Source organism: Cupriavidus sp. HMR-1, assembly GCF_000319775.1.
Lineage (GTDB): Bacteria > Pseudomonadota > Gammaproteobacteria > Burkholderiales > Burkholderiaceae > Cupriavidus > Cupriavidus metallidurans.
In genome coordinates this window covers 1-20,269 of the sequence record NZ_ANKP01000096.1, presented here as the reverse complement: position 1 = coordinate 20,269, position 20,269 = coordinate 1, and the positions used below count along the sequence as shown (strand labels likewise).

18 protein-coding genes and 1 tRNA gene are annotated in these 20,269 nt (G+C 64.0%); 7 read left to right on the top strand and 12 right to left on the bottom strand.

Annotation, left to right across the window (positions count from 1 at the left end):
• The 3 genes from rph to hemW form a co-directional block, all read left to right on the top strand.
• Positions 1–656 (top strand): ribonuclease PH (rph, locus tag D769_RS13890; protein WP_008646064.1); only part of this gene is annotated, 656 nt, incomplete at its 5' end.
• Between the two features lie 18 nt (positions 657–674).
• Positions 675–1,289: an RdgB/HAM1 family non-canonical purine NTP pyrophosphatase gene (gene rdgB / locus D769_RS13885; protein WP_008646063.1), complete on the top strand. Its 615-nt coding sequence runs from the start codon at positions 675–677 to the stop codon at positions 1,287–1,289.
• On the top strand, positions 1,286–2,545 hold the full coding sequence (gene hemW, locus D769_RS13880; RefSeq protein ID WP_008646062.1) for a radical SAM family heme chaperone HemW: 1,260 nt from the start codon (positions 1,286–1,288) through the stop codon (positions 2,543–2,545). The genes rdgB and hemW overlap by 4 nt, the downstream gene beginning before the upstream one ends.
• Positions 2,546–2,661: 116 nt before the next feature.
• Here hemW and D769_RS13875 read toward each other — a convergent pair whose 3' ends face one another.
• Positions 2,662–3,180: a glycine zipper 2TM domain-containing protein gene (locus D769_RS13875; protein ID WP_008646059.1), complete on the bottom strand. Its 519-nt coding sequence runs from the start codon at positions 3,178–3,180 to the stop codon at positions 2,662–2,664.
• Positions 3,181–3,419: 239 nt separating this feature from the next.
• Here D769_RS13875 and D769_RS13870 point away from each other — a divergent pair.
• Positions 3,420–3,509: transfer RNA gene (locus D769_RS13870), tRNA-Ser, on the top strand.
• Positions 3,510–3,585: 76 nt separating this feature from the next.
• On the opposite strand, the gene D769_RS13865 is transcribed toward D769_RS13870, so the two are convergent.
• Genes D769_RS13865 through D769_RS13845 form a run of 5 tightly spaced genes read right to left on the bottom strand, consistent with a single transcriptional unit; the run spans position 3,586 to position 9,947 of the window.
• Positions 3,586–4,782: an acyl-CoA dehydrogenase family protein gene (locus D769_RS13865; RefSeq protein WP_008646058.1), complete on the bottom strand. Its 1,197-nt coding sequence runs from the start codon at positions 4,780–4,782 to the stop codon at positions 3,586–3,588.
• A complete protein-coding gene (locus D769_RS13860; RefSeq protein ID WP_008646056.1) occupies positions 4,782–5,990 on the bottom strand; it encodes an acyl-CoA dehydrogenase family protein in 1,209 nt (402 codons plus the stop codon). The genes D769_RS13865 and D769_RS13860 overlap by 1 nt, the downstream gene beginning before the upstream one ends.
• Positions 5,991–5,993: 3 nt before the next feature.
• Positions 5,994–6,965 carry a tripartite tricarboxylate transporter substrate binding protein gene (locus D769_RS13855; RefSeq protein WP_008646055.1) on the bottom strand — a complete coding sequence of 324 codons (972 nt, stop codon included), beginning with the start codon at positions 6,963–6,965 and terminating at the stop codon, positions 5,994–5,996.
• 59 nt (positions 6,966–7,024) lie between these two features.
• Positions 7,025–9,127 carry an acetate--CoA ligase family protein gene (locus tag D769_RS13850; protein WP_008646054.1) on the bottom strand — a complete coding sequence of 701 codons (2,103 nt, stop codon included), beginning with the start codon at positions 9,125–9,127 and terminating at the stop codon, positions 7,025–7,027.
• 1 nt (position 9,128) lies between these two features.
• Positions 9,129–9,947, bottom strand: coding sequence for an enoyl-CoA hydratase (locus D769_RS13845; protein WP_008646053.1), 819 nt, complete (start codon positions 9,945–9,947; stop codon positions 9,129–9,131).
• Between the two features lie 159 nt (positions 9,948–10,106).
• Here D769_RS13845 and D769_RS13840 point away from each other — a divergent pair, with 159 nt between their 5' ends.
• Positions 10,107–10,877, top strand: a complete 771-nt coding sequence (locus D769_RS13840; protein WP_008646052.1) for an IclR family transcriptional regulator — start codon at positions 10,107–10,109, stop codon at positions 10,875–10,877.
• A gap of 2 nt (positions 10,878–10,879) precedes the next feature.
• On the opposite strand, the gene D769_RS13835 is transcribed toward D769_RS13840, so the two are convergent.
• From D769_RS13835 to gudD, 6 genes are all read right to left on the bottom strand, one after another.
• Positions 10,880–11,965, bottom strand: a complete 1,086-nt coding sequence (locus D769_RS13835; protein ID WP_008646051.1) for an alpha-hydroxy acid oxidase — start codon at positions 11,963–11,965, stop codon at positions 10,880–10,882.
• A gap of 5 nt (positions 11,966–11,970) precedes the next feature.
• Entirely contained in the window at positions 11,971–12,657 is a 687-nt protein-coding gene (locus D769_RS13830; RefSeq protein ID WP_008646050.1) for a Fe2+-dependent dioxygenase, read from the bottom strand.
• A gap of 79 nt (positions 12,658–12,736) precedes the next feature.
• Complete coding sequence (locus tag D769_RS13825) at positions 12,737–15,016, bottom strand: TonB-dependent siderophore receptor (protein WP_152414988.1); 2,280 nt, start codon at positions 15,014–15,016, stop codon at positions 12,737–12,739.
• A 449-nt stretch (positions 15,017–15,465) separates the two neighbouring features.
• A complete protein-coding gene (locus D769_RS13820) occupies positions 15,466–16,059 on the bottom strand; it encodes a YXWGXW repeat-containing protein (protein ID WP_008646047.1) in 594 nt (197 codons plus the stop codon).
• 245 nt (positions 16,060–16,304) lie between these two features.
• The gene (locus D769_RS13815; protein ID WP_008646045.1) at positions 16,305–17,360 is read right to left on the bottom strand and encodes a tripartite tricarboxylate transporter substrate binding protein; all 1,056 of its coding nucleotides are present in this window, start codon (positions 17,358–17,360) and stop codon (positions 16,305–16,307) included.
• A gap of 94 nt (positions 17,361–17,454) precedes the next feature.
• Positions 17,455–18,810, bottom strand: a complete 1,356-nt coding sequence (gene gudD, locus D769_RS13810; RefSeq protein WP_008646043.1) for a glucarate dehydratase — start codon at positions 18,808–18,810, stop codon at positions 17,455–17,457.
• Between the two features lie 162 nt (positions 18,811–18,972).
• On the opposite strand from gudD, the gene D769_RS13805 reads away from it, so the two are divergent.
• Both D769_RS13805 and D769_RS13800 read left to right on the top strand, forming a co-directional pair.
• Positions 18,973–19,722, top strand: coding sequence for a FadR/GntR family transcriptional regulator (locus D769_RS13805; protein WP_008646042.1), 750 nt, complete (start codon positions 18,973–18,975; stop codon positions 19,720–19,722).
• A gap of 165 nt (positions 19,723–19,887) precedes the next feature.
• Positions 19,888–20,269, top strand: a 382-nt coding sequence (locus tag D769_RS13800; RefSeq protein ID WP_008646040.1) for an aldehyde dehydrogenase family protein, incomplete at its 3' end; no start/stop codon positions are given.

The following is a 20,269-nucleotide window of genomic DNA, read 5'->3' as shown; positions in this document are numbered from 1 at the left end:
CCCGCCACGCCGAGGGCTCGGTGCTGAGTGCCTTTGGCGATACCAAGGTGCTGTGCACCGCCAGCGTGCTGGCAAAGGTGCCGCCGCACAAGAAGGGCAGCGGTGAAGGCTGGGTCACAGCCGAGTACGGCATGTTGCCGCGCGCCACGCACACCCGCTCTGACCGCGAAGCCGCCCGGGGCAAGCAAACCGGCCGCACCCAGGAAATCCAGCGTCTGATCGGGCGCGCCATGCGTTCGGTGTTCGACCTGGCAGCGCTGGGCGAATACACGATCCACCTCGATTGCGACGTCCTGCAGGCCGACGGCGGCACGCGTACCGCCGCCATCACAGGTGCCTTCGTGGCGGCGCACGATGCCGTATCCGCGATGCTGCGCGACGGCCAGATCAAGGCAAGTCCGATCCGCGACTTCGTGGCGGCGGTCTCCGTCGGCATGGTGAATGGCGTGCCGGTGCTCGACCTCGACTACGCCGAAGACAGCAACTGCGATACCGACATGAACGTGGTCATGACCGGCAGCGGCGGCTTCGTGGAGGTCCAGGGCACGGCCGAAGGCACGCCCTTCAGCCGCGCCGACCTCGACGCCATGACGCGCCTGGCCGAGGCCGGCATCGCCGAACTCGTGCGCCACCAGAAGCAGGCGCTCGGGCTGTAAGCGCAGGGGAATATGTCGATGCAACGTCTGGTTCTGGCCTCCAACAACCCCGGCAAGCTGCGCGAATTCAGCGCGCTGCTCTCTCCGCTCGGCTTTGACGTCGTACCGCAAGGCGAACTGGGCGTGCCCGAAGCCGAGGAACCGTTCGCCACATTCGTCGAGAACGCGCTGACCAAGGCCCGCCACGCTGCACGGCTGACGGGAATGCCCGCGCTGGCGGATGACTCGGGCATCTGCGTCGAAGCGCTCGACGGCGCGCCTGGCGTGTACTCGGCGCGTTATGCCCAGACCGTCGGCAAGCCGAAGTCGGATGCGGCCAACAACGCCCACTTGATCTCGCAGCTGGCGGGCAAGCTGAACCGCCGCGCGCACTACTACTGCGTGCTGGTGATGGTCCGGCACGCCGATGATCCGCGCCCCATCATCGCCGAAGGCATCTGGGCCGGCGAGGTGGTCGATGCCCCGCGCGGCAATGGTGGCTTTGGCTATGATCCGCACTTCCTGCTGCCCAGCGTCGGCAAGACGGCCGCCGAGCTGAGCGCCGAAGAGAAGAACACGGTCAGCCATCGTGCCCTGGCACTGCAGGAACTGGTGGCCCGCCTACAGACTGCCGGCATCAAGAGCTGCGCATGATCCCGATCGTCCCTGTCGGCGGTGGCACGCCGGCCACATCCTCGCCGCTATCCCCGGCCGACAACCAGAAGCTTTGGCTCAAGCCGGGCCAGATCGCCCTGCCCGGCTCGCCACCGCTTTCGCTCTACGTGCACATCCCATGGTGCGTGCGCAAATGCCCGTATTGCGATTTCAACTCGCACGCGGCACCGGGCAAGCCGGATAGCCATGAGATTCCCGAGGACGCCTACCTCGACGCGCTGCGCGCAGATCTTGAGCAATCGCTGCCACTGGTATGGGGACGTCCCGTGCATACGGTGTTCATCGGCGGCGGCACACCGAGCCTGCTGTCGGCCGCTGGCATGGACCGCCTGCTATCGGACATCCGCGCGCTGCTGCCGCTCGATGCCGATGCCGAGATTACGATGGAAGCCAACCCCGGCACCTTCGAAGCCGAACGGTTCGCAAGCTATCGCGCCAGCGGCATCAACCGGCTGTCGATCGGCATCCAGAGTTTCAACGACGCCCACCTGAAAGCGCTTGGCCGGATCCACGGCGAGCGCGAGGCACGCGCGGCCATCGACATCGCGCTGAAGCACTTCGACAACGTCAATCTGGACTTGATGTATGCGCTGCCGGGGCAGACCCTGGACGAATGCGCGCGCGACCTGGACGCAGCGCTGTCGTACGGCACCACGCACCTGTCGCTCTATCACCTGACGCTGGAACCGAACACGCTGTTTGCAAAGTTTCCGCCCGCGCTGCCGGACGAGGACACCGCCTACGAGATGCAGGACATCGTCGAGGCCCGTACGGCCCAGGCTGGGTATCGCCACTACGAGACATCGGCCTACGCGAAGCCGCATCGCGAGGCGCGCCACAACCTCAACTACTGGCGCTTCGGCGACTACCTCGGCATCGGCGCCGGCGCCCACGGCAAGCTTTCGTTTCCAAACCGTATCCTGCGGCAGATGCGACACAAGCACCCGGCCACTTATATGGAGCAGGCCCTGGCTGGCAATGCCGTGCAGGAAGCACGCGAAGTCGGCGCTGACGAACTCCCGTTCGAATTCATGCTCAACGCGCTGCGTCTGACGGACGGCGTGCCGGCATCGAGCTTCCACGACTACACCGGCTTGCCGTTGCACATGATCGGCAAGCAGCTTGCCGCAGCCGAGAAGAAGGGACTGCTCGACGCCGACCCTACCGTGATCAAGCCGACTGAACTGGGCCGACGCTTCCTCAATGACCTGCAGGAAATGTTCCTGAAGGATTGAGGTTGCCCACATGGAAGGCTCGACGAGAGCGTCAAGCCAGAATGAAAAACGCCACGCGAATGCCGCGTGGCGTTTTCTTTTGCCGATGTATCGAGGTAGCGAGGTATCCGGTGGGCTTAGTACGCCGTCGCCATATCGTTGGCCACTCGCGCGCGATCACCGACGCGCAGGTTGCCGATATTGCTTTGCGTCACCGTCGCCACACGACCATCGTCCAGTCGGACATTGACGCGATACGCAGTGCTGGTATTCGACCCGGCCCGCTTCTCGATCTGATTACCCGCCACCGCGCCACCCACCGCGCCGACGATCGTTGCCACGGTCTGGCCAGAACCGCCACCGATCTGGTGTCCAAGCAAACCGCCGGCTGCACCACCAATCACGGTGCCCAGAATGCCCGAGCTGCCCTGCGTGGTCTGGATCGGCTCGATCGATTCCACGCGGCCCACGAACACCGAACCGGCAGGCGCCTGATAGGTGTTGGTTCCCGGCTGTTGATAACCAGTCGGCGGCGGCGCCGTGCTGTAGTTGCCGTAGCCGCCATAGCCCGGCTGCGCACAGCCGGCCAGCCCGGCCACCAGCGCCAGAGCACCGGCAGCACAAAGAACCTGCCACGGTTTACGTTGTTCTTGCATGAAGTATTCTCCTCAAATCGCCTGTACAAACAGCGAACCTGCAGTATGAGACTGCATTCGCGCCTCTCTTAGGAGGCGCGATGGGCTGACAAGGTTCCGCTGTGTCGGACAACTCGAAGGACGGCTCCAAAACAGCGAACCCACTCCATCATGATACTGCCAGCCCGCGCATCCCTGTATAATGCGCGGCCGGGCATACGCGTTGTCACGCTACAATGCCCGCAAATCTTCCAGACACCGGAAGCGTGGCCGAGTGGTTTAAGGCAGCAGTCTTGAAAACTGCCGATGGGGTGACCCATCCGTGAGTTCGAATCTCACCGCTTCCGCCAGACTCCTCCGTTCGCAAACAGTCGGACGGTCAGACTGCCCTCGGCACATGCCCGCCTCCCGGGCGGCTCCACCGAATCAGGCCCCCAGGCAGGACTTCGCGATAATGCCCAACTGGACCTCGGCTGCACCGCCGAAGATCGTGTAGGCCCGTGCATTGAGGAAGTCAGGCAGCAAACACGCGCGCAACACCTCGTCTTCGGATAGCTCCTCATCGTGGGCGTCGTCCGCGCGCCATCGCAGGCTCTCGGCGCCGACGACCGTCGTCCCCATTTCGCTGATTGCCTGCCGCAGCCTGCTGGCGCGGAGCTTCAGGACCGACGCCACCGGACCTGGGCTCTCACCCGGCGCCACCGAGCACATTGTCTTCAATTCGAGCATCTCGAAGGCGTCGAGATCAGCGCGCACCTCTCCGAACCGGAGCCGCCGCAAGGTCGTGGCAGTGGTATCGCCATCACACTGTGCCTCTCTCGCCAGCACATCGCCGATCCGTTTGAGTTGCGAGCGCAGGCGAGGACTGAAGATGCCAGCCCCGCGCTCGAACTCGAGCAGATAGCGCGCGCACTGCCAGCCTTCGTTCTCCGCGCCGATGCGGTTGACGACGGGCACGCGCACGTTGTCGAAGAACACTTCGTTGACGTCATGGTCGCCACCTATGGTTGGAATCGGGCGAACCGAGATCCCGGGCGTCTCCATGTCGATAAGAATGAAGCTGATGCCCTCCTGCCGCCGCCCTTCGGTGCTGGTGCGCACGAGTGCGAACATGCGATTCGCGTGGTGGGCATGGGTCGTCCACAACTTGCTGCCGTTGATGACGTAGTGGTCACCATCGCGCACGGCGCGGGTTCGCAGCGATGCCAGATCGGAGCCGGCGCCGGGCTCCGAGAACCCCTGGCACCAGTAGTCCTGCCCGGAAAGGATGCGCGACAGATATGTCTGCTTTTGCGCCTCGGTGCCGTATCGCAATATCACCGGCCCGACCAGCCTCACCCCCATCGGGTGGACAAGCGGCGCGCCAGCGAGTGCGCATTCCGTCTCGAAGATAAATCGTTCGATAGCACTCCATCCCGTGCCGCCCCACTCCCTGGGCCACAGCGGGACGAGCCACCCACGCTCACGCAGACGTGCCTGCCACGGGCCCGAGATTTCCGGCTCCGGATACATCGCCGTCGTGAGTTGCTGCCCCCGACGCAGTTCCGCAGGCAGATGCTCGCGCAGGAAAGCGCGTACGGTGTCCCGAAACTCGACAAGTTCGGGTGTCAACAGCAGATCCATCAGTGCGCCTCCGCATATGCCGCCACAGCGTGGCCAATTGTCGCCGGGTCGAGCAAAGTCTGGCTCATGCGCCAGTCGCCGGTGTACATGTCATTCCCCAATTGCATCGAATGCCAGTCGGCATGGCCATCCTGCAACCGGAAGCGCGTCAGCAGTCGGAACAACGCTGCTACGTGAAGCTCCTCCGAAACGCCCATCCCCCCATGCAACTGCACGGCCTGGGCGGCAACGTAGCGTGCGGCACGGCCCGTACAGGACTGGGCTAGTGATGCCGCATCGCGCGCCAGTCGCCGGTCCGCGGCGATGCGAAGCGCGGCCAGTTCGCAAGCGGCACCCGCTTCCTCGCAGCAGACCGCCATTTCCGCAAGCCCGTGCTGTACCGATTGCAGGGCGGAGAGCGGCCGACCGAACTGTTCACGCTGCGTGACGTGAGACACGGTTGCTTCCAGTGCCGCTCGCATCGCGCCAGCAGCTTCCCAGCAGGAAGCGACCAACGCCTCCGCAACGATCGTCATGAAGCCATCGGCGATCTCCTGTTCGGAAGCCTTCTGACCCAAGCGGGCGTCATCCGGCAGATGAACCGCGTCGAGCACGAGGTCTGCCGCGCGGCTGCCGTCCGCGACCAGGCATGCGCGCGACCTCTTGCCCTCGGCATCCGACGGAACGATGAACAAGCCGATTCGGGGATGTGCGCCCTCAGCATGAATCGAGGCGCTGACCACCAAAGCATCGGCATCCGCCCCACCCACAACCAATGACTTCTTCCCACGCAGCGTCCATCGCTCGCCGCGCGGATCCCATCTCGCCGTGGTCGCCGGCATCGCCCATGGGTCTTCACGCCCCGGCTCCGCATGTGCCATCGCAAGGCAGCGCTCCCCTGTGATCAGCGGCGCCAGCCAGGTATCGCGCTGCTGCATGCTTCCCAGTGTCGCGATGAGCTTGCCAGCCATCAGCACGCCACTCCGATAACCGGGCGCTGCCACGCGATACCTGCCGAACGCCCGCATGAGCAACCCCACCTCGATCGGGCCACCGCCGAAGCCACCATCGGCTTCGACAAATGGCAGGGCGAGCCAGCCCATTTCCGCGAACACCGGCCAGTACGCGCGCGCATCCCTGGCCTGCCGGATGTCGTCGGCATTGCCCGCCAGCCAATGCAGCGCACTGCTCTCGAGCAACGTCTGCGTTTCCGTGAATGTCAGCTGCATGACTCAATCCGCCTGCGCGCCAGAAGCCTTGGCGACCTTCGCCCATTTCACGGCATCCTGCTTGACGAAGCCTGCGAACTGCGTGGGCGTGTTGCCGATGATGTCGAGGCCGAGATCACGGAACTGCTGGATCAGCGCCGGGTCCTTGAGCGATTCCTGGACGGCCACGTAGACCCGTTGCACCGCCTCGGGCGACGTGCCCGCCGGCGCCAGCAGCCCCAGCCATGGCATGGCTTCATAGCCGGGCAGACCCGATTCGGCCACAGTGGGAACGTTCGGCAATGTGGCCGATCGCTTCGCCGTGGTCACCGCCAGCGCGCGCACGCTGCCGGCCTTGATGAACGGCGCCGACGACGCATAGGCATCCACCATGACCTGGACGTTCCCGCCTACCAGATCCGTCAGCGCCGGGGCGCTGCCCTTGTACGGGATATGCGTCATGTCCACGCCAGCCATCGACTTGAACAGTTCGGCCTCCAGGTGCGTGGACGTGCCGGTGCCGGCGGAGCTGTAGCTGAGCGCCTTGCCGCTCGTCTTCATATAGGCGATCAAGTCCTTCACGCTATGCACGGGCACCGCGGCGTTGACCTCCAGCACGTGGACGACCGAAGCCACTAGCGTGATCGGCGCAAAGTCCCGAACCGGATCGTAGTTGACGTTCTTGTAGATGCTTGGCGCGATGCCCAGCGACGACGCGGCCATCAGCAACGTGTAGCCGTCCGGCGCCTGCTTTGCGACGTAGTCCGACGCAATGACGGTACCGGCGCCAGGCTTGTTCTCGATCACGATTGGCTGGCCAAGCTGCTTGCGCATGCGCTCGCCCAGCGCGCGCGTCATGATGTCGGCGGCACCGCCGGGTGGAAATGGAACGATGATGCGCACCGGTTTGCTCGGATAGGCATCCGCCGCCGCCACGGGCGTGGCGGCAACGGCAGCAAGCATCACCATCGACCCTGCAATCATGCGTTTGATCATGACAGTCTCCTCTTGTAGTTTCGTAGTTTCCGATGAACGTTTCGAATCGCCGGAACGGACTAGCGCGCTGCCGGAAGCACCAGCGCGTCAAGCATCGCCACACCCTGACCACGCTCGCGCACCGTCAGTGGATTGATCTCCGCTTCCCCGGCGGTCTCCCCGAGCGCCACGAACGCATGCCCGAACGCCGCGATCGCCTCGCAAGCACCGTCGAGATCCCGAAGTGGCGTGTTGCGATAGCCATCGAGCAGCGGGAATGCCTTCAACTCTTGCAGCATCTCGCGTGCGCCCGTGGCATCCACCGGCAACAGCCGATGTGTCACGTCCCGGTAGAGTTCGGTAAGCGTGCCGCCCAGCCCCACGGTCAAGGCGGGTCCGAACACGGGGTCTCGCACTGCGCCGACGATCAACTCCACGCCCTGCGCAGCCATCCGTTGCACGATCACGCCGTCGATGCGCGCGGTTGGCACATGACGCTGCACGTTATCCATCACGACGTGAAACGCCTCGCGTACCGCACCGGCGTTGGTGAGCCGTAACTGAACGCCGCCCGCCTCGGTCTTATGCGGCACATCGGCGCTCAGCACCTTCAGCGCCACCGGGAATCCGAGTTCCGCCGCGGCTGCGGCCGCGTCGTCCGCGCTCGTCGCAATGCGCTCGTCGATCGTCGGCACACCGTGCGATGCGAACCACGCGCGCGCTTCGTACTCATTGCCGGGCAGCGATGTCGCGGCTATCGTCGAACCGGCACGTGAAGCGCTGGGCTGCGCCAGCGCGCGCCATGCCTTGCGGGCGCGACGCTCATGCCAGTGGAGAAACGGCGCGAGCGTCTGCATCGTCATGCCGATATCGGTCATGACCGGAATGCCCGCATCGCGCAGAAATTCACGCCGCGTCGAACGGCCAGTGTCGACAGCGACGATAAGCCTGCCGTGCTCCGCCGCGACGGTGGCGAGATCGTCGGCCATCCGGTCCAGCAGGTAGCCTGGCGCGTACACGATGATGGTATCGATGGCATCGGAGCTTGCCAGCGCCCCGAGCGCGGTGCGAACGAACCCGGGATCATTGACGACGTTGCCGGTGACGTCGATCGGGTTCGACACCATGCCGTAGTCCGGAATACCAGCCCGCAACGTATCCTGAAGTGCCGCCGGCAGTGTCGGCACCTCGAGCCCGGCGCCGATGCATTTGTCCGCCAGAATCGCCCCCACCGCCCCGGAAATGCTGACGATCGCGACGCGCCGGCCAGCGGACCGCTGGCGATAACGCGCCAGTTCGGCGATATGTGCCATCTGCGCAAAGTCCTGGCACTCGATCACATTGAGCTGGGAGAATGCGGCGCGATAGATCGCCTGGTTGCCAGCCAACGCAGACGTGTGCGAGCGCACGGCTTCGCGCCCCTTGTCTGTTTCGCCAGCCTTATAGATGATCAGCGGCTTGTCCGCCTCCGCGCACGCCGACGCCGCTTCGATGAACCTCGCGCCGTCGCGCAGCTCTTCGATATAGCCGATCACGACATCCGTCTGCGGGTCCTGGGCCAGGTACTCGAGGTACGTCGAGTAGTCCACGCAAGCCTCGTTGCCCGTGTTGATGAATTGGCTGAAGGGCACACCCAGCTCGCGGGCGATGGCGAACACCGCCGCGCAGACATTGCCACTCTGCGTCAGCAGGCTCACGCGACCCCGCTCCGTCTGTGCCGGCGCGGTCTTGAATACCGATGCAAAAGCCGTATAGGCGTGTGTGTTGAGGTTGGCGAAGCCCATGCAGTTCGGGCCTGCCACCAACATGCCGCTGTCCTTCACATAGGCTTCCATGACGTCCTGCAGGGCCGCGCCGCTTTCTCCGGCTTCGGCGAAGCCTGCCGCATAGACGATCGCCGCGCGGATGCCGCGCGCGTGGCAGCGCTTGAGCATCGCGGTCACATCCTCGGCCGCGATCGCGAGCACCGCCAGGTCGATGCCTTCCGGCAGGTCTTCCACCTGTCGATAGCAGCGCAGGCCGAATACGTTCTCGTACTTGGGATTGACCGGGTAGACGGCACCGGCGTAGCCGAATCGAACCAGCAGGTCTATCGGCATACCGCCGATGCGGCCCGGATTGTCGCTGGCGCCGATGATCGCGATGGAGGCGGGATTCAACAGGGGTTCGAGCATATGCGCCATGTCAGCGGGTTCCTTGCTTGTCGGCGTCCACGGCGACGTTCTTGACGATGGCCTTGGCAAGGCCGGCATCCCGCGCGCGCAGGAACCCCTCCCCGAGATGGGAGAGCTGATGGGTGTCGAAGTGCGCCGACAGCGCCGAACGAAGACCCTGCGCGTCCAGCGTGCGGTTCAGGGAGCGCTTGATCAGATGCAGGCCGAACGGCGGCGCCTTGGCGATACGGGCGGCCAGCGCATCGGTTTGCGCTTCGAGTTCGCCTTCCGCGACCACGCGATTCACCATGCCAATGCGCAACGCTTCAGCTGCATCGATCCGATCCCCGGTGAAGAGCATTTCCTTGGCTTTCCTGAGCCCCATGACCCACGGATGAATCAGCACCTCGGTGGCCGCCGCGCCGAGCGAGTGGCCGACCGGATCGGAGAAGTACGCCGACTCGGAGGCAACCACCAGATCGCACATATTGGCGATCATGAAGCCGCCGGAGACGCAGGCGCCCTGCACTTGCGCGATGGTCGGCTTTGGGAAATCCCAGATGCGCATGCAGTAGTTGAAGTACCGCTCGCTTTCGTACGCCCAGCGCTCCTCCACCGTGAAGTTGGCGCGTTTCTCCTGCGCTTCCTTGAGATCGTGCCCGGCAGAGAAGTGCGCACCGCGACCGCCGATCACCACCACGCGCACCGAGTCGTCGGTGGCCGCTTCGGACATCGCGTGATCCAGTTCGTCCAGCATCAGCTGGCTTTGCGCATTGCGGGCGCTTTCGCGCGCCAGCCAGACGCGACGCACGGCGTCGCGCTGTTCGATTTCGATGGTGGTGTAAGGCATCCCGGCTCCTCTGTTCGATGTGGTTTGACGTCTTGGCTGTGTCGAGTGATTCCAATCGAGTGTAAAAGCAGGTATTTTCACAATACAAACACAAGCAACGGTTTTGACCACTATATGGACACCACGAAAACCCGGAGCACGAACGAGGGAAAGACAGAAATGCGCGATGAGACGGCGGGAAGGAAGACCGCGGGCGCGCAAACATTGCGCCGGGGGCTGGAGATCCTGAGGCTGCTGGCCCGCCATCAGGAAGAAGGCGCGACGCTGGCGGATATCGTCACGGAAAGCGGCCTGGAGCGGCCGACGGCATATCGGCTGCTCTGCTCGCTCGAGGAGGAACGCTTCGTCGAGCGCAACATCCACAGCAAGCGCTACCGGCTCGGTATCGACGCTATGCAGCTTGGTGCCGCTGCCGCGGAGAAGGCGCCGATCGTCGATCTGGTCGCGCCTCTGATGAAGAAGCTGGCTCGTGTGTCGGGCGACACGGTCTTCCTGGTGGTGCCACAAGGAGACTTCACCGTCTGCCTGCACCGGGAGGAAGGGCCGTTCCCCGTGCGCGTGTTCACGACGGTGCCGGGCCAACGCCGGCTACTTGGCATCGGCGCTGGCGGCCTCGCGCTGATGTCGGCAATGTCGGACGACGCGATCCGCGAGGTTCACAAGCGCAAGCACGCACTTTATGCCGAAGCCGGAATGCCGATCTCGCGACTACTGGCGGCAGCGGCCAGAAGCCGACGCAAGGGCTATGCGGAGATCGTGGATACCATCACCGAAGGCGTCTCCGGCGTGGGATGCGCGTTCCAATTGCCGTTTGGCGCGTCGGCGGCCATCAGCTTCGGCGCGATCAGCAGCCGCATGACCGCAAGCCGCCGAGACGAACTCGGCGCGTTGATCGTGCGGGAGCTATCGACGATGAACCCGGCTGGATAGCGCTACGCCGTCCGGCCCATCAGCGTCGACGCGTCAATATCGCGTAGAGTCGGCCTGCCAAGCAATGCCATTGCGGCTTCCAGTTCGGTTTGCAGCAGCGTCAGCATATGGACCACGCCCGGCATCCCGCCGACCGCCAGCGCGTGCAACACTGGCTGGCCAAGCAGTACCGCGGAGGCACCCAGCGCAATCGCCTTGACGATATCCGTACCGCGCCGCACACCGCCATCGAGCAGGATCGGCACAGCGCCAGCCACGGCGGCGGCAACGGCGGGCAGCACGTCGATCGTGGCGGGAAGCGTGTCGAGCACGCGGCCACCGTGATTCGACACGATGATGCCGGACACCCCCGCATTCAGCGCGGCAGGCACGTCGGCCGGATTGAGCAAGCCCTTGACGAGTACCGGCAACGCGGTCTGTCCGCATAGCCACTCGATGTCAGACCAGGTCGGTGCATGGGCCAACATACCGCGAAAGACCGGACTCCCCACGCTTGCGCGAATCGGCTCGTTTGCGGCAAACCCAGCAAGATTGACCGCACTGACACCATCGGGCAATCGAAACCCCGCGCGCTGCTCGACATTGCGGATGCCGCTGACAGAAGCGTCAATCGTCACCACCAGCGCCTTGTAGCCCGCCTGCTCCGCCCTGCGGACCAGCGCCAGCGTGTCCTCGCGCCGTGGCTGCATGTAGAGCTGGAACCAGAGTGGCGCGGTGGATGCGCGCGCGACCTCTTCCAGCGTGACGCTGGCCTGGGTGCTGACAGTCATCCAGGTGCGGGTGAGGGACGCCCCCTGAACCGTCGCCAGTTCACCGTCGGGATGGACGAGCTTGTGATACGCGGTTGGGGCAATCAGGATCGGATAGTCGAGCGTCTCGCCGAACAGTTCGGACCGGGCCGATGCCTGCGACATATCGACAAGCGCGCGAGGCATCAGCCTGATGCGCTCGAATGCGGCGCCGTTCTCGCGCTGCGTTACCGCATCCGCCGCCGCGCCCGCGATGTAGGCGCGAATCGCTGGGTCCACCCTTTCGTGAAAGCGATATTCGTAGTCACGCAGCGAGACGGTGTCGGCGGGGATCTGCATAAGTGTCAAAGCTCTGCCCAGCGCCTGAGCAGGTTGTGATAGTGGTTGACCAGCGCGAGCACAGCGTCCTTGTCGTCGCCGAGTTGTCGGCGGACTTCCATGATCGTCAGATCGAGTTCGTAGAGCATTGTCCGCTGGCCGTCGTCCTTGACCATCGATTGCGCCCAGAAGAACGAAGCCCAGCGAGCGCCACGCGTGACCGGGGTCACGGCGTGCAGCGACGACGCAGGGTAGACCACCATGTGCCCGGCCGGCAGCTTCACCGTATGGCTACCGTACAGGTCCTTGATCACGAGTTCTCCGCCGTCGTATTCGTCGGGATCGGTCAGGAAGAGCGTGCTGGAGACATCGGCGCGGATACGCATCCCGCCGGTGCCCGGCACGGTACGGATGGCATTGTCCACGTGCGTGCCGAATGTCATGCCGCCTTCATAGCGGTTGAACATCGGCGGCAAGACACGCAGAGGCAGCGCGGCGGAGTGATACGAGGCATTGCGACCCAGCGCTGTCAGGATGAGCTCGCCGAGTTCCTGTGCTACCTCGCTATCGGTGGGAATCTGCAGATTGAGCTTGGACTGGGCCGCGAGATCGCCCGCAGTGACGCGACCGTCGACCCAGTTCGAACTTTCCAGCCGTTGCCTGCAGTACCGGACTTCCTCCGGCGTGAGGACATTGGGTATCTGAATGAGCATGGCAGTTCAAGGTTTGGCGGAGCGGCGCACGTACGCCGGAAAGCGTATGGTAGCCGCTCCGTAAAGCCCGCGACTTGCGTTAGAACGTCATGCCGACGTTAAACAGGAACGTCCGGCCGGATGTGGGCACGGCACGCACCGCGTTGAACGACGACTGATAGTTCAGGCGATTCGTCAGGTTGTAGGCATTGAGCGACGCGCGGAACTTGCCCTGCTTGTAGCCGATCATCGCATCGAGGGAGAAATTGTCGGGCATACGCGCAGTGTTCGCCGTGTCCGCCCAATAGGCCGACGCGTACTGGAGACCGCCACCCACCGTGAGCCGGCCCGGCAGCGGCAGGATCGTGTGCGGGATGTCATAGCTGGTCCAGAGCGTCACATTGTGGCGCGAGACGCCAGGGGCGACATTGCCAATCGAGGTAGGCGCCGTGGCCGAGGTGACGATGCCGTCCAGGTAGGCATATGCCATCGTGGCCGACCAGTTGTTCGTAATCCGCCCGCTCAGGCCAATTTCCGCGCCGCGGATGCGCCGGCCTTCACCGGAATCCGAGAAACCGTTGGTGATGTCTCCGGTGATCGGGTCAACCGTGTACGCGTTGTACTTCTTGGTCTGGAAGATCGCACCGGTCACGCCCAGGCGCTTTTCGAGGAAATCCAGCTTGGCGCCCACTTCGATCGTGTCGGCACGCTCTGGCTCGCTGTTGACACCGTTCTGCGGCACCTCGGACTGCACGCCGCCGACCGCCACCGCGATATCGGTCCCGACCGGACGATAGGTGCGCGAGAACGACGTGTAGAACATGTAGTCCTTGGTCGGCTCCCAGATCGCGCTGATAGCCGGGCTCAGCTTCTTCGAATCGGATACGCCACCGACCGAGGACGCATTGGTCGAGTACTCGCTGCGGAAGTAGCCCCAGCGCAGGCTGCCCATCAACGAGAACTGGTCGTTGAACCAGACGCGGTCGTTGGCGAATACGCCAACGTCGATCGAGTTCGCATCGCGCGTGGTGCCGCCATAACTGACCGTCGCACCCGGGCTGTTGTAGAAAATCGGGTTCATGACGGTCTGGTTGTTCATGCGGCCCGTCCACGTGCCCATGTCGCGATGGTCACGCTGGTAGATCGTATCCAGGCCAACCATGGCCTTGTGACGGAAGCTACCGGTATGGAACTCGCCCTTGGCGCTCAGCACGTTCTGAATGCCCCAACCGCGCTGCAGATAGGTGGAACCGCCGCCCGCGCCGTACGCCAGACTCACGTTGCCGCCCGCCAGCAACCGCTGCAGGCTCGCGTAGTTGAGCGACGCCGGGTTGGTGGAAGAGAAATCACGCTCGTAGAAGCTGAAGCGCGTGTCGTTGTTGATGGTAATGCCGTTGTCGAGCCGTTTCATGAACGACGACGAGACGATATGGGCGTCGGTGATGTCCCGGTCGGTATTTCGGACGTAGGACGTCGACGACGCGTAACCCGGTACGTTGTACTCAGGCAGCGGACGGAAGATGCCATCCGCACCCTGCGCCAGCGGCACGCCGTAGTCCGGCGCGCCACTGCGGTGCAGGTAGGAGTAATTCAGGTGCCATTCCGTGCTGGTGCCCAGACCGGTGCCGAAATCGATGGCGAAACCACGACGGTCGTCATCGACATGGTCGCGATCCGCGACACGGCCATTCTGGAACACGCCGTTGATACGGACGGCGGACGTATCGTTCAGGCGGATATTGCTATCGACCGTCGTGCGGTACGTCGATGCCGAACCGACGCTCTGGTCGATGCTGGTGCTCGTGTTCAGGTTCGCCCGTTTGGTCGACTGGTTGATCAGACCACCAATATTGCCCACGCCGAAGGTCTCACCCGACGGTCCCTTGATCACTTCCACGCTTTCGGTGTTGAAGCTGTCGCGCTTGTATGCGCCGAAGTCCCGCAGACCATCGACATAGATGTCGCCCTTGGCGGAAAGGCCGCGAATGCGGAACTGGTCGCCGTTCTGCCCGCCGTTGCCCTCACCCGTGGAAATCGTAATGCCCGGCACGTTCTTCAGGATCTGCTCGAGCGAAGTAGCCTGCTGCTGCTCGATGACCTCCTTTGGCACGACGTTGATTGTCTTGGGCGTTTCCTTGATGGTCTCCGGCAGACGCGAGATCCCCGTCGGTGCGTCATTGGTGTTGGGAACACCCTTGCCCGTTACCGTGACGGACGGCAGCACATTTCTGTCGTCGGCCGATCCAGCCGAACGCTGACCTTCAGGCGCGGTTTGCGCATGTGCGACCAGTGGAACAGCGGACACGGAGATTGCCAGACCGGCTGAGGCCGCGCCAGAAACCAGCACGCGGATGGCACTCGATAGGATTTTTTGCTGCACGGAAGACTCCAGCATGAATGACTTGAAATGACGTTCAGTGCTGCCGCGCCAGTCGAAGTCAGGCCGCGATCCAGCTTCGATCGCGACCACCTCATTGCGGGAATGCGGTGTTGCAAGGCAAAGGGATACCCGCTCGCATCCGGGTGGGACGCGAGAACGTTTTCACTCTTGTGGAATGGCGGGTCACGGCCAGCCGGAACGACTGGCGCTGGCCTTGGCCCTTGTCAGGCGGGTGTTCGCATTTGCGATTGGATCAAGTGACGGCAGGGAGCACAGACCTGTAAATGTAAATTATTCGCATTTACATTGTCAACTATCAAGCACTCTGGTTGACCTTAGATGCAGACATTTGGAGCCTGAATCGAACGCCGCGCGGCGTCCTTCACCGAACGGCTTCCTGCGTCCCGCCCGGACCTCGTCGTGGTCCGGGCGGTTCAAGCCACATCAAATCAATACTGTTGCCAGACGCCCCCGGCGAAGGTCCAGCCGCCGCCACTGCGATACCAGTGCCCAGGCACCCAGAAAGCGGTGTCGCGCCGCGCTTCCCAATGGCCGGCGACCCATTCATGCCGGCTGCCTGACCACCGCCAGTACCCGCCAATCCAGACATGCCCTGGACCAGGCGGTGGCGGCATGACTTCCACGCGTGGCATCGGCGGCGGCACGTTCACGACGATCGGCGCGACACGTGCCTGCTGCACCAGTTCCACCCAGCGCCCGGGATGGAACACCCATTCGCCATGCTCGTTACTCCAGTGCGCGCGCTGGTACACCATGTTCACGCGCGCCTGCTCCCAATGCCCGCCGTTCCATGCATAGCGGCCGCCCTTCCAGACCCAGTGTCCGGGAATCCAGTAGGCATCGACATAGGGGGCCGAAGGAATCTCCTCGACGATCGGCGCCGGCGGCGCCTGGGTAATGTGTTGCACTTCAACGCGTTCTACATGACGCGGCGGCTCGACGACGCAACCGCTCAGGCCGGCAGCCGCAATGCAAACGGCCGAGAGCAGAACGGTGCCAGGAAGTGAAAGACGAGAAGACATCGGCGGCGATCCTCCAGAGTTATGTGCCCATAACGTTAGGCGCCGAAACCACGATGACAGACTTACAAACGGTTGCATCGATGTCAGGCCGCACACCGAAGCCTGAAAGCAAAAAGCCCCGCCATCAAGGCGGGGCAAGCACTTCCATGGAGCTACCTGAATTGACCCCCCACAGATTGCGGAGCCGGACGTGTGCGGCAAGCGCACGGCGATCACTTGACGATGGCTCGACGCTAACTCGACGACTACTCGGCCGTGATCTTGCCCTGCTCGATCACGGTCTTCCACCGCTTGAGCTCCTGCGTCTCGAACTCCGCGAATTGCTCGGGAGAGTTCCCCACGACCTCGAAGCCCTGCTCATTGAGCTTCTGCTGCATCTTCGCGTCCTTGAGCGCCGTCACGATGGCCCCATGCAGGCGCGATTTCACATCGGCAGGCAGGCCCTTCGGCGCCGCCACGCCCTGCCACGAGTACACCTCCACGTCCTTCACGCCGCCCTCGGCCATTGTCGGCACGTTCGGCAACACGGCCGACCGCTTGTCTGACGTCACGGCCAGCGCGCGCAGTTTGCCAGAGCGGATGTGCTGAAGCACCGCATTGATGTTCTGGAAGGACACGTCCACCTGGCCGGCCAGCAGATCCGAGATCGCGGGCGCGCCGCCCTTGTACGGCACGTGCAGGCCATCCGTGCCGCTCTTCTGCCAGAACAGCGCCGCGGTCAAATGGTCGGACGAACCGGCCCCCGACGTCGCGAAGCTGACCTTGCCCGGGTTCTTCTTCATGTAGGCCACCAGTTCTTGAAGCGTCTTGGCCGGGAAATTCGGGTTGGCGACCAGCACATTGGGGGCGCGCACTGCCACGGTGAGCAGGTCGAAATCCTTGGCCGGGTCGTACTGCAGGTTCTTTTGCAGGAACGGATTGACGGCATAGACGCCGATCGATGCCACCATCATCGTGTAGCCATCAGCGGGCGCGCGCTTGACGAACGTCGCGCCGATCGCGCCGGTAGCGCCCGGCCGGTTGTCGATCACGAACGGCTGACCAAGTTTCTCGTTGAGCGGAGCCGCCAGCATCCGCGCGATGGTGTCGGTGGAACCGCCAGCCGGAAACGGCACGACCACCGTGACGGCCTTCTGCGGCCACGCGGTGGTCGCGGTGGTGTTAGCCAGCGCGGTGGTGCTTACGGTCGCTCCGGCGGCAAATGCGATGCCCACGCCGAGGCAGCGGCGCAGCAACGTGGAGAGGCGGGACACGCGCCGCGTGCCCCCTTGCGCCGCAATGGGCGAGAGTGTCTGGAACATCGTTTGTCTCCTGCTTTGACGAAAAGCGTTTGGCTTGTTGTTATCTGTCTGTCGTGGCGAAACACCCACTGCCCCCGCCACGTTGCATGGCCCGTCAGCGCACCATGCAGGGCATCTTGTTGTTGAACTTCCAGCCCGGGATCAGGAATTGCATCGCGATCGCATCGTCGCGCGCGCCGAGTCCCTTTTCCTGATAGAGGCGGTTGGCGCGCGCGAGCGCATCCATATCCAGCTCCACGCCCAGGCCAGGTGTCTTCGGTACCTGCACCAGGCCGCCTTCGATCCTGAGCGGATTGCGCGTGAGGTGCTCGCCGTCCTGCCAGATCCAGTGCGTGTCGATTGCCGTCACGCGGCCCGGCGCGGCGGCGGCCACATGCGTGAACATCGCCAGCGAAATATCGAAGTGATTGTTCGAGTGCGAGCCCCAGGTCAGTCCCCACTCCGCGCACATCTGCGCCACGCGGACCGAGCCCTGCATGGTCCAGAAGTGCGGATCGGCCAGCGGAATGTCGACCGAATGCAGGCGCACCGCGTGACCCATCTGACGCCAGTCGGTGGCAATCATGTTGGTGGCCGTCGGTAGTCCGGTGGCGGTGCGGAACTCGGCCATGATTTCGCGGCCCGAGTAGCCGTCCTCGGCGCCACAGGGGTCCTCTGCATAGGCCAGCACACCATGCTTGTCGCGGCAGAGGCGGATCGCATCGGCCAGCAGCCAGCCACCGTTCGGATCGAGCGTGACGCGCGCTTTCGGAAAACGCTCATGCAGCGCGAGGATCGCCTCCATTTCCTCGTCACCGCTCAGCACGCCACCCTTGAGCTTGAAATCGTTGAAGCCGTAGCGCTCGTACGCGGCCTCGGCCAGTCGCACCACGCCTTTCGCATCCATCGCCACTTCATTGCGCAGGCGGAACCATTCGTTGTCCGCATCGGGCTCGGTGCGATAGTCAAGCGTCGTACGCTGGCGATCACCGACGTAGAACAGGTAGCCCAGCATCTCCACTGCGTCGCGCTGCTGGCCTTCGCCGAGCAGGGCCGCCACGGGCACCTGGAGGTGCTTGCCGAGCAGATCGAGCAGCGCGGCTTCAAGCGCCGTCACGGCATGGATCGTGATGCGCAGGTCGAAGGTCTGCAGACCACGTCCCCCGGCATCGCGGCTCGCAAACGTGGCTCGAACCTTGTTCAGCATCGCCTGATACTGGCCGATCGGTTGACCAACCACGAGCGGGCGCGCGTCCTCGAGCGTCTGGCGAATGCTCTCTCCGCCCGGCACTTCGCCCACGCCGGTATTGCCTGCGCTGTCGCACAGAATCACGATGTTGCGCGTGAAGTACGGGCCATGGGCCCCCGACAGGTTCATCAGCATGCTGTCGTGGCCGGCGACGGGGACAACGGTCAGGTCAGTGACGACAGGCGTGGCACCAGCGGCGCCTTGAAGGGAAGCGGCATTCATGTCGGTTGTCTCCGGGCCAGCGCTGCCACAACGTGAGGGTAGCTGCAAGCACCTGTGTGTTATCGGTCGTCGTATGACTTATGACGAAGTATAATGAGCGCATCACTACACGGTCAACAACCAGTGATCGCCACTGGCCAAGATCCAAGATATCTGCCCGCCATGTCCAATGCCCCGCTGACTTCGCCCGCTCCCCTGCGCCGCCGTGGCCGCACGCTCGCCGAAGAGGTGGTCGGCAGCCTGACCGAGAACATCCAGCAGGGCCAGCTCAAACCGGGCGACAAACTCCCGACCGAATCCGAAATCATGGCCAGGCTCGGTGTGAGCCGCACGGTGGTGCGCGAGGCGCTGTCGCGGCTGCAGGCCAGCGGCATGGTAGAGACGCGCCACGGCATCGGCACTTTTGTCCTGAATCGCCCCGCGGAAACGCAATCGCCGTTCCGTATCGACCCTTCTGCCATCGTCACGGCGATGGATGTGCTGGCAATGCTGGAATTCCGCGTCAGCCTGGAAGCCGAAGCCGCCAGCCTGGCCGCCACGCGCCGCAGTGACGACCAACTACGGGCAATCCGCCGGGCACTCGACGACATCAAGCACAGCGCGCTGGAGGGCAGCGATGCGGTAGGCGCCGATTTCGAGTTTCATCTGTCTATCGCACGCGCCACGGGCAACCGATACTTCACGGACATCATGGGCCACCTCGGCACGATGGTGATCCCGCGCAGCCGGCTGCAAGTCAGTCAGCCTGAGCGCGAGCAGTATCTGGAACGCGTGAACTTCGAGCACGAGAGCATCTACGACGCCATCGAGCGACGCGACCCGGAAGCCGCCAAGGCTGCCATGCGGATGCACCTGACCAATAGTCGGGAGCGCTTGCGCAAGGCATCTGCAATGGCGGGGTCGGCGGCCTAAGGCACGCCCGCTATATGTTGCCCGCGGGGGAATCCCTACGGGCGACGCGGTTGCGGCATGCCGCGCCATGTCATATGATGTCTTACGACAAAATCACTTCCAGCCTGATGTGACGGCCACGCTGGCCGCCATGCCAATCCCTCCTCACCCGCAGGACCCAAGATCATGACGATTACCGGCGAAATGCTGATCGGCGCGAGCGCCGTGCGCGGCACAGAAGAGACGTTTTACGGGATCAACCCGGCCACCGGCGAGCAACTCGAACCGGCATTCCACAGCGGCAATGCCAACGACGTCGAGCGCGCCTGCGTGCTGGCGGAGGCGGCCTTCGATGCCTATCGCGCCACCTCGCCCGAACAACGCGCCCGCTTCCTGGAGTCGATTGCCGACGCCATCGAAGCTATTGGCGACGAACTGATCCAGCGCGCGCACGCCGAAACGGCACTGCCGCTCGCCCGCCTCCAGGGCGAGCGCGGCCGAACCACCGGTCAGTTGCGCCTGTTCGCCCGGGTGCTACGCGACGGCCGCTGGCAGGATGCCACGCTCG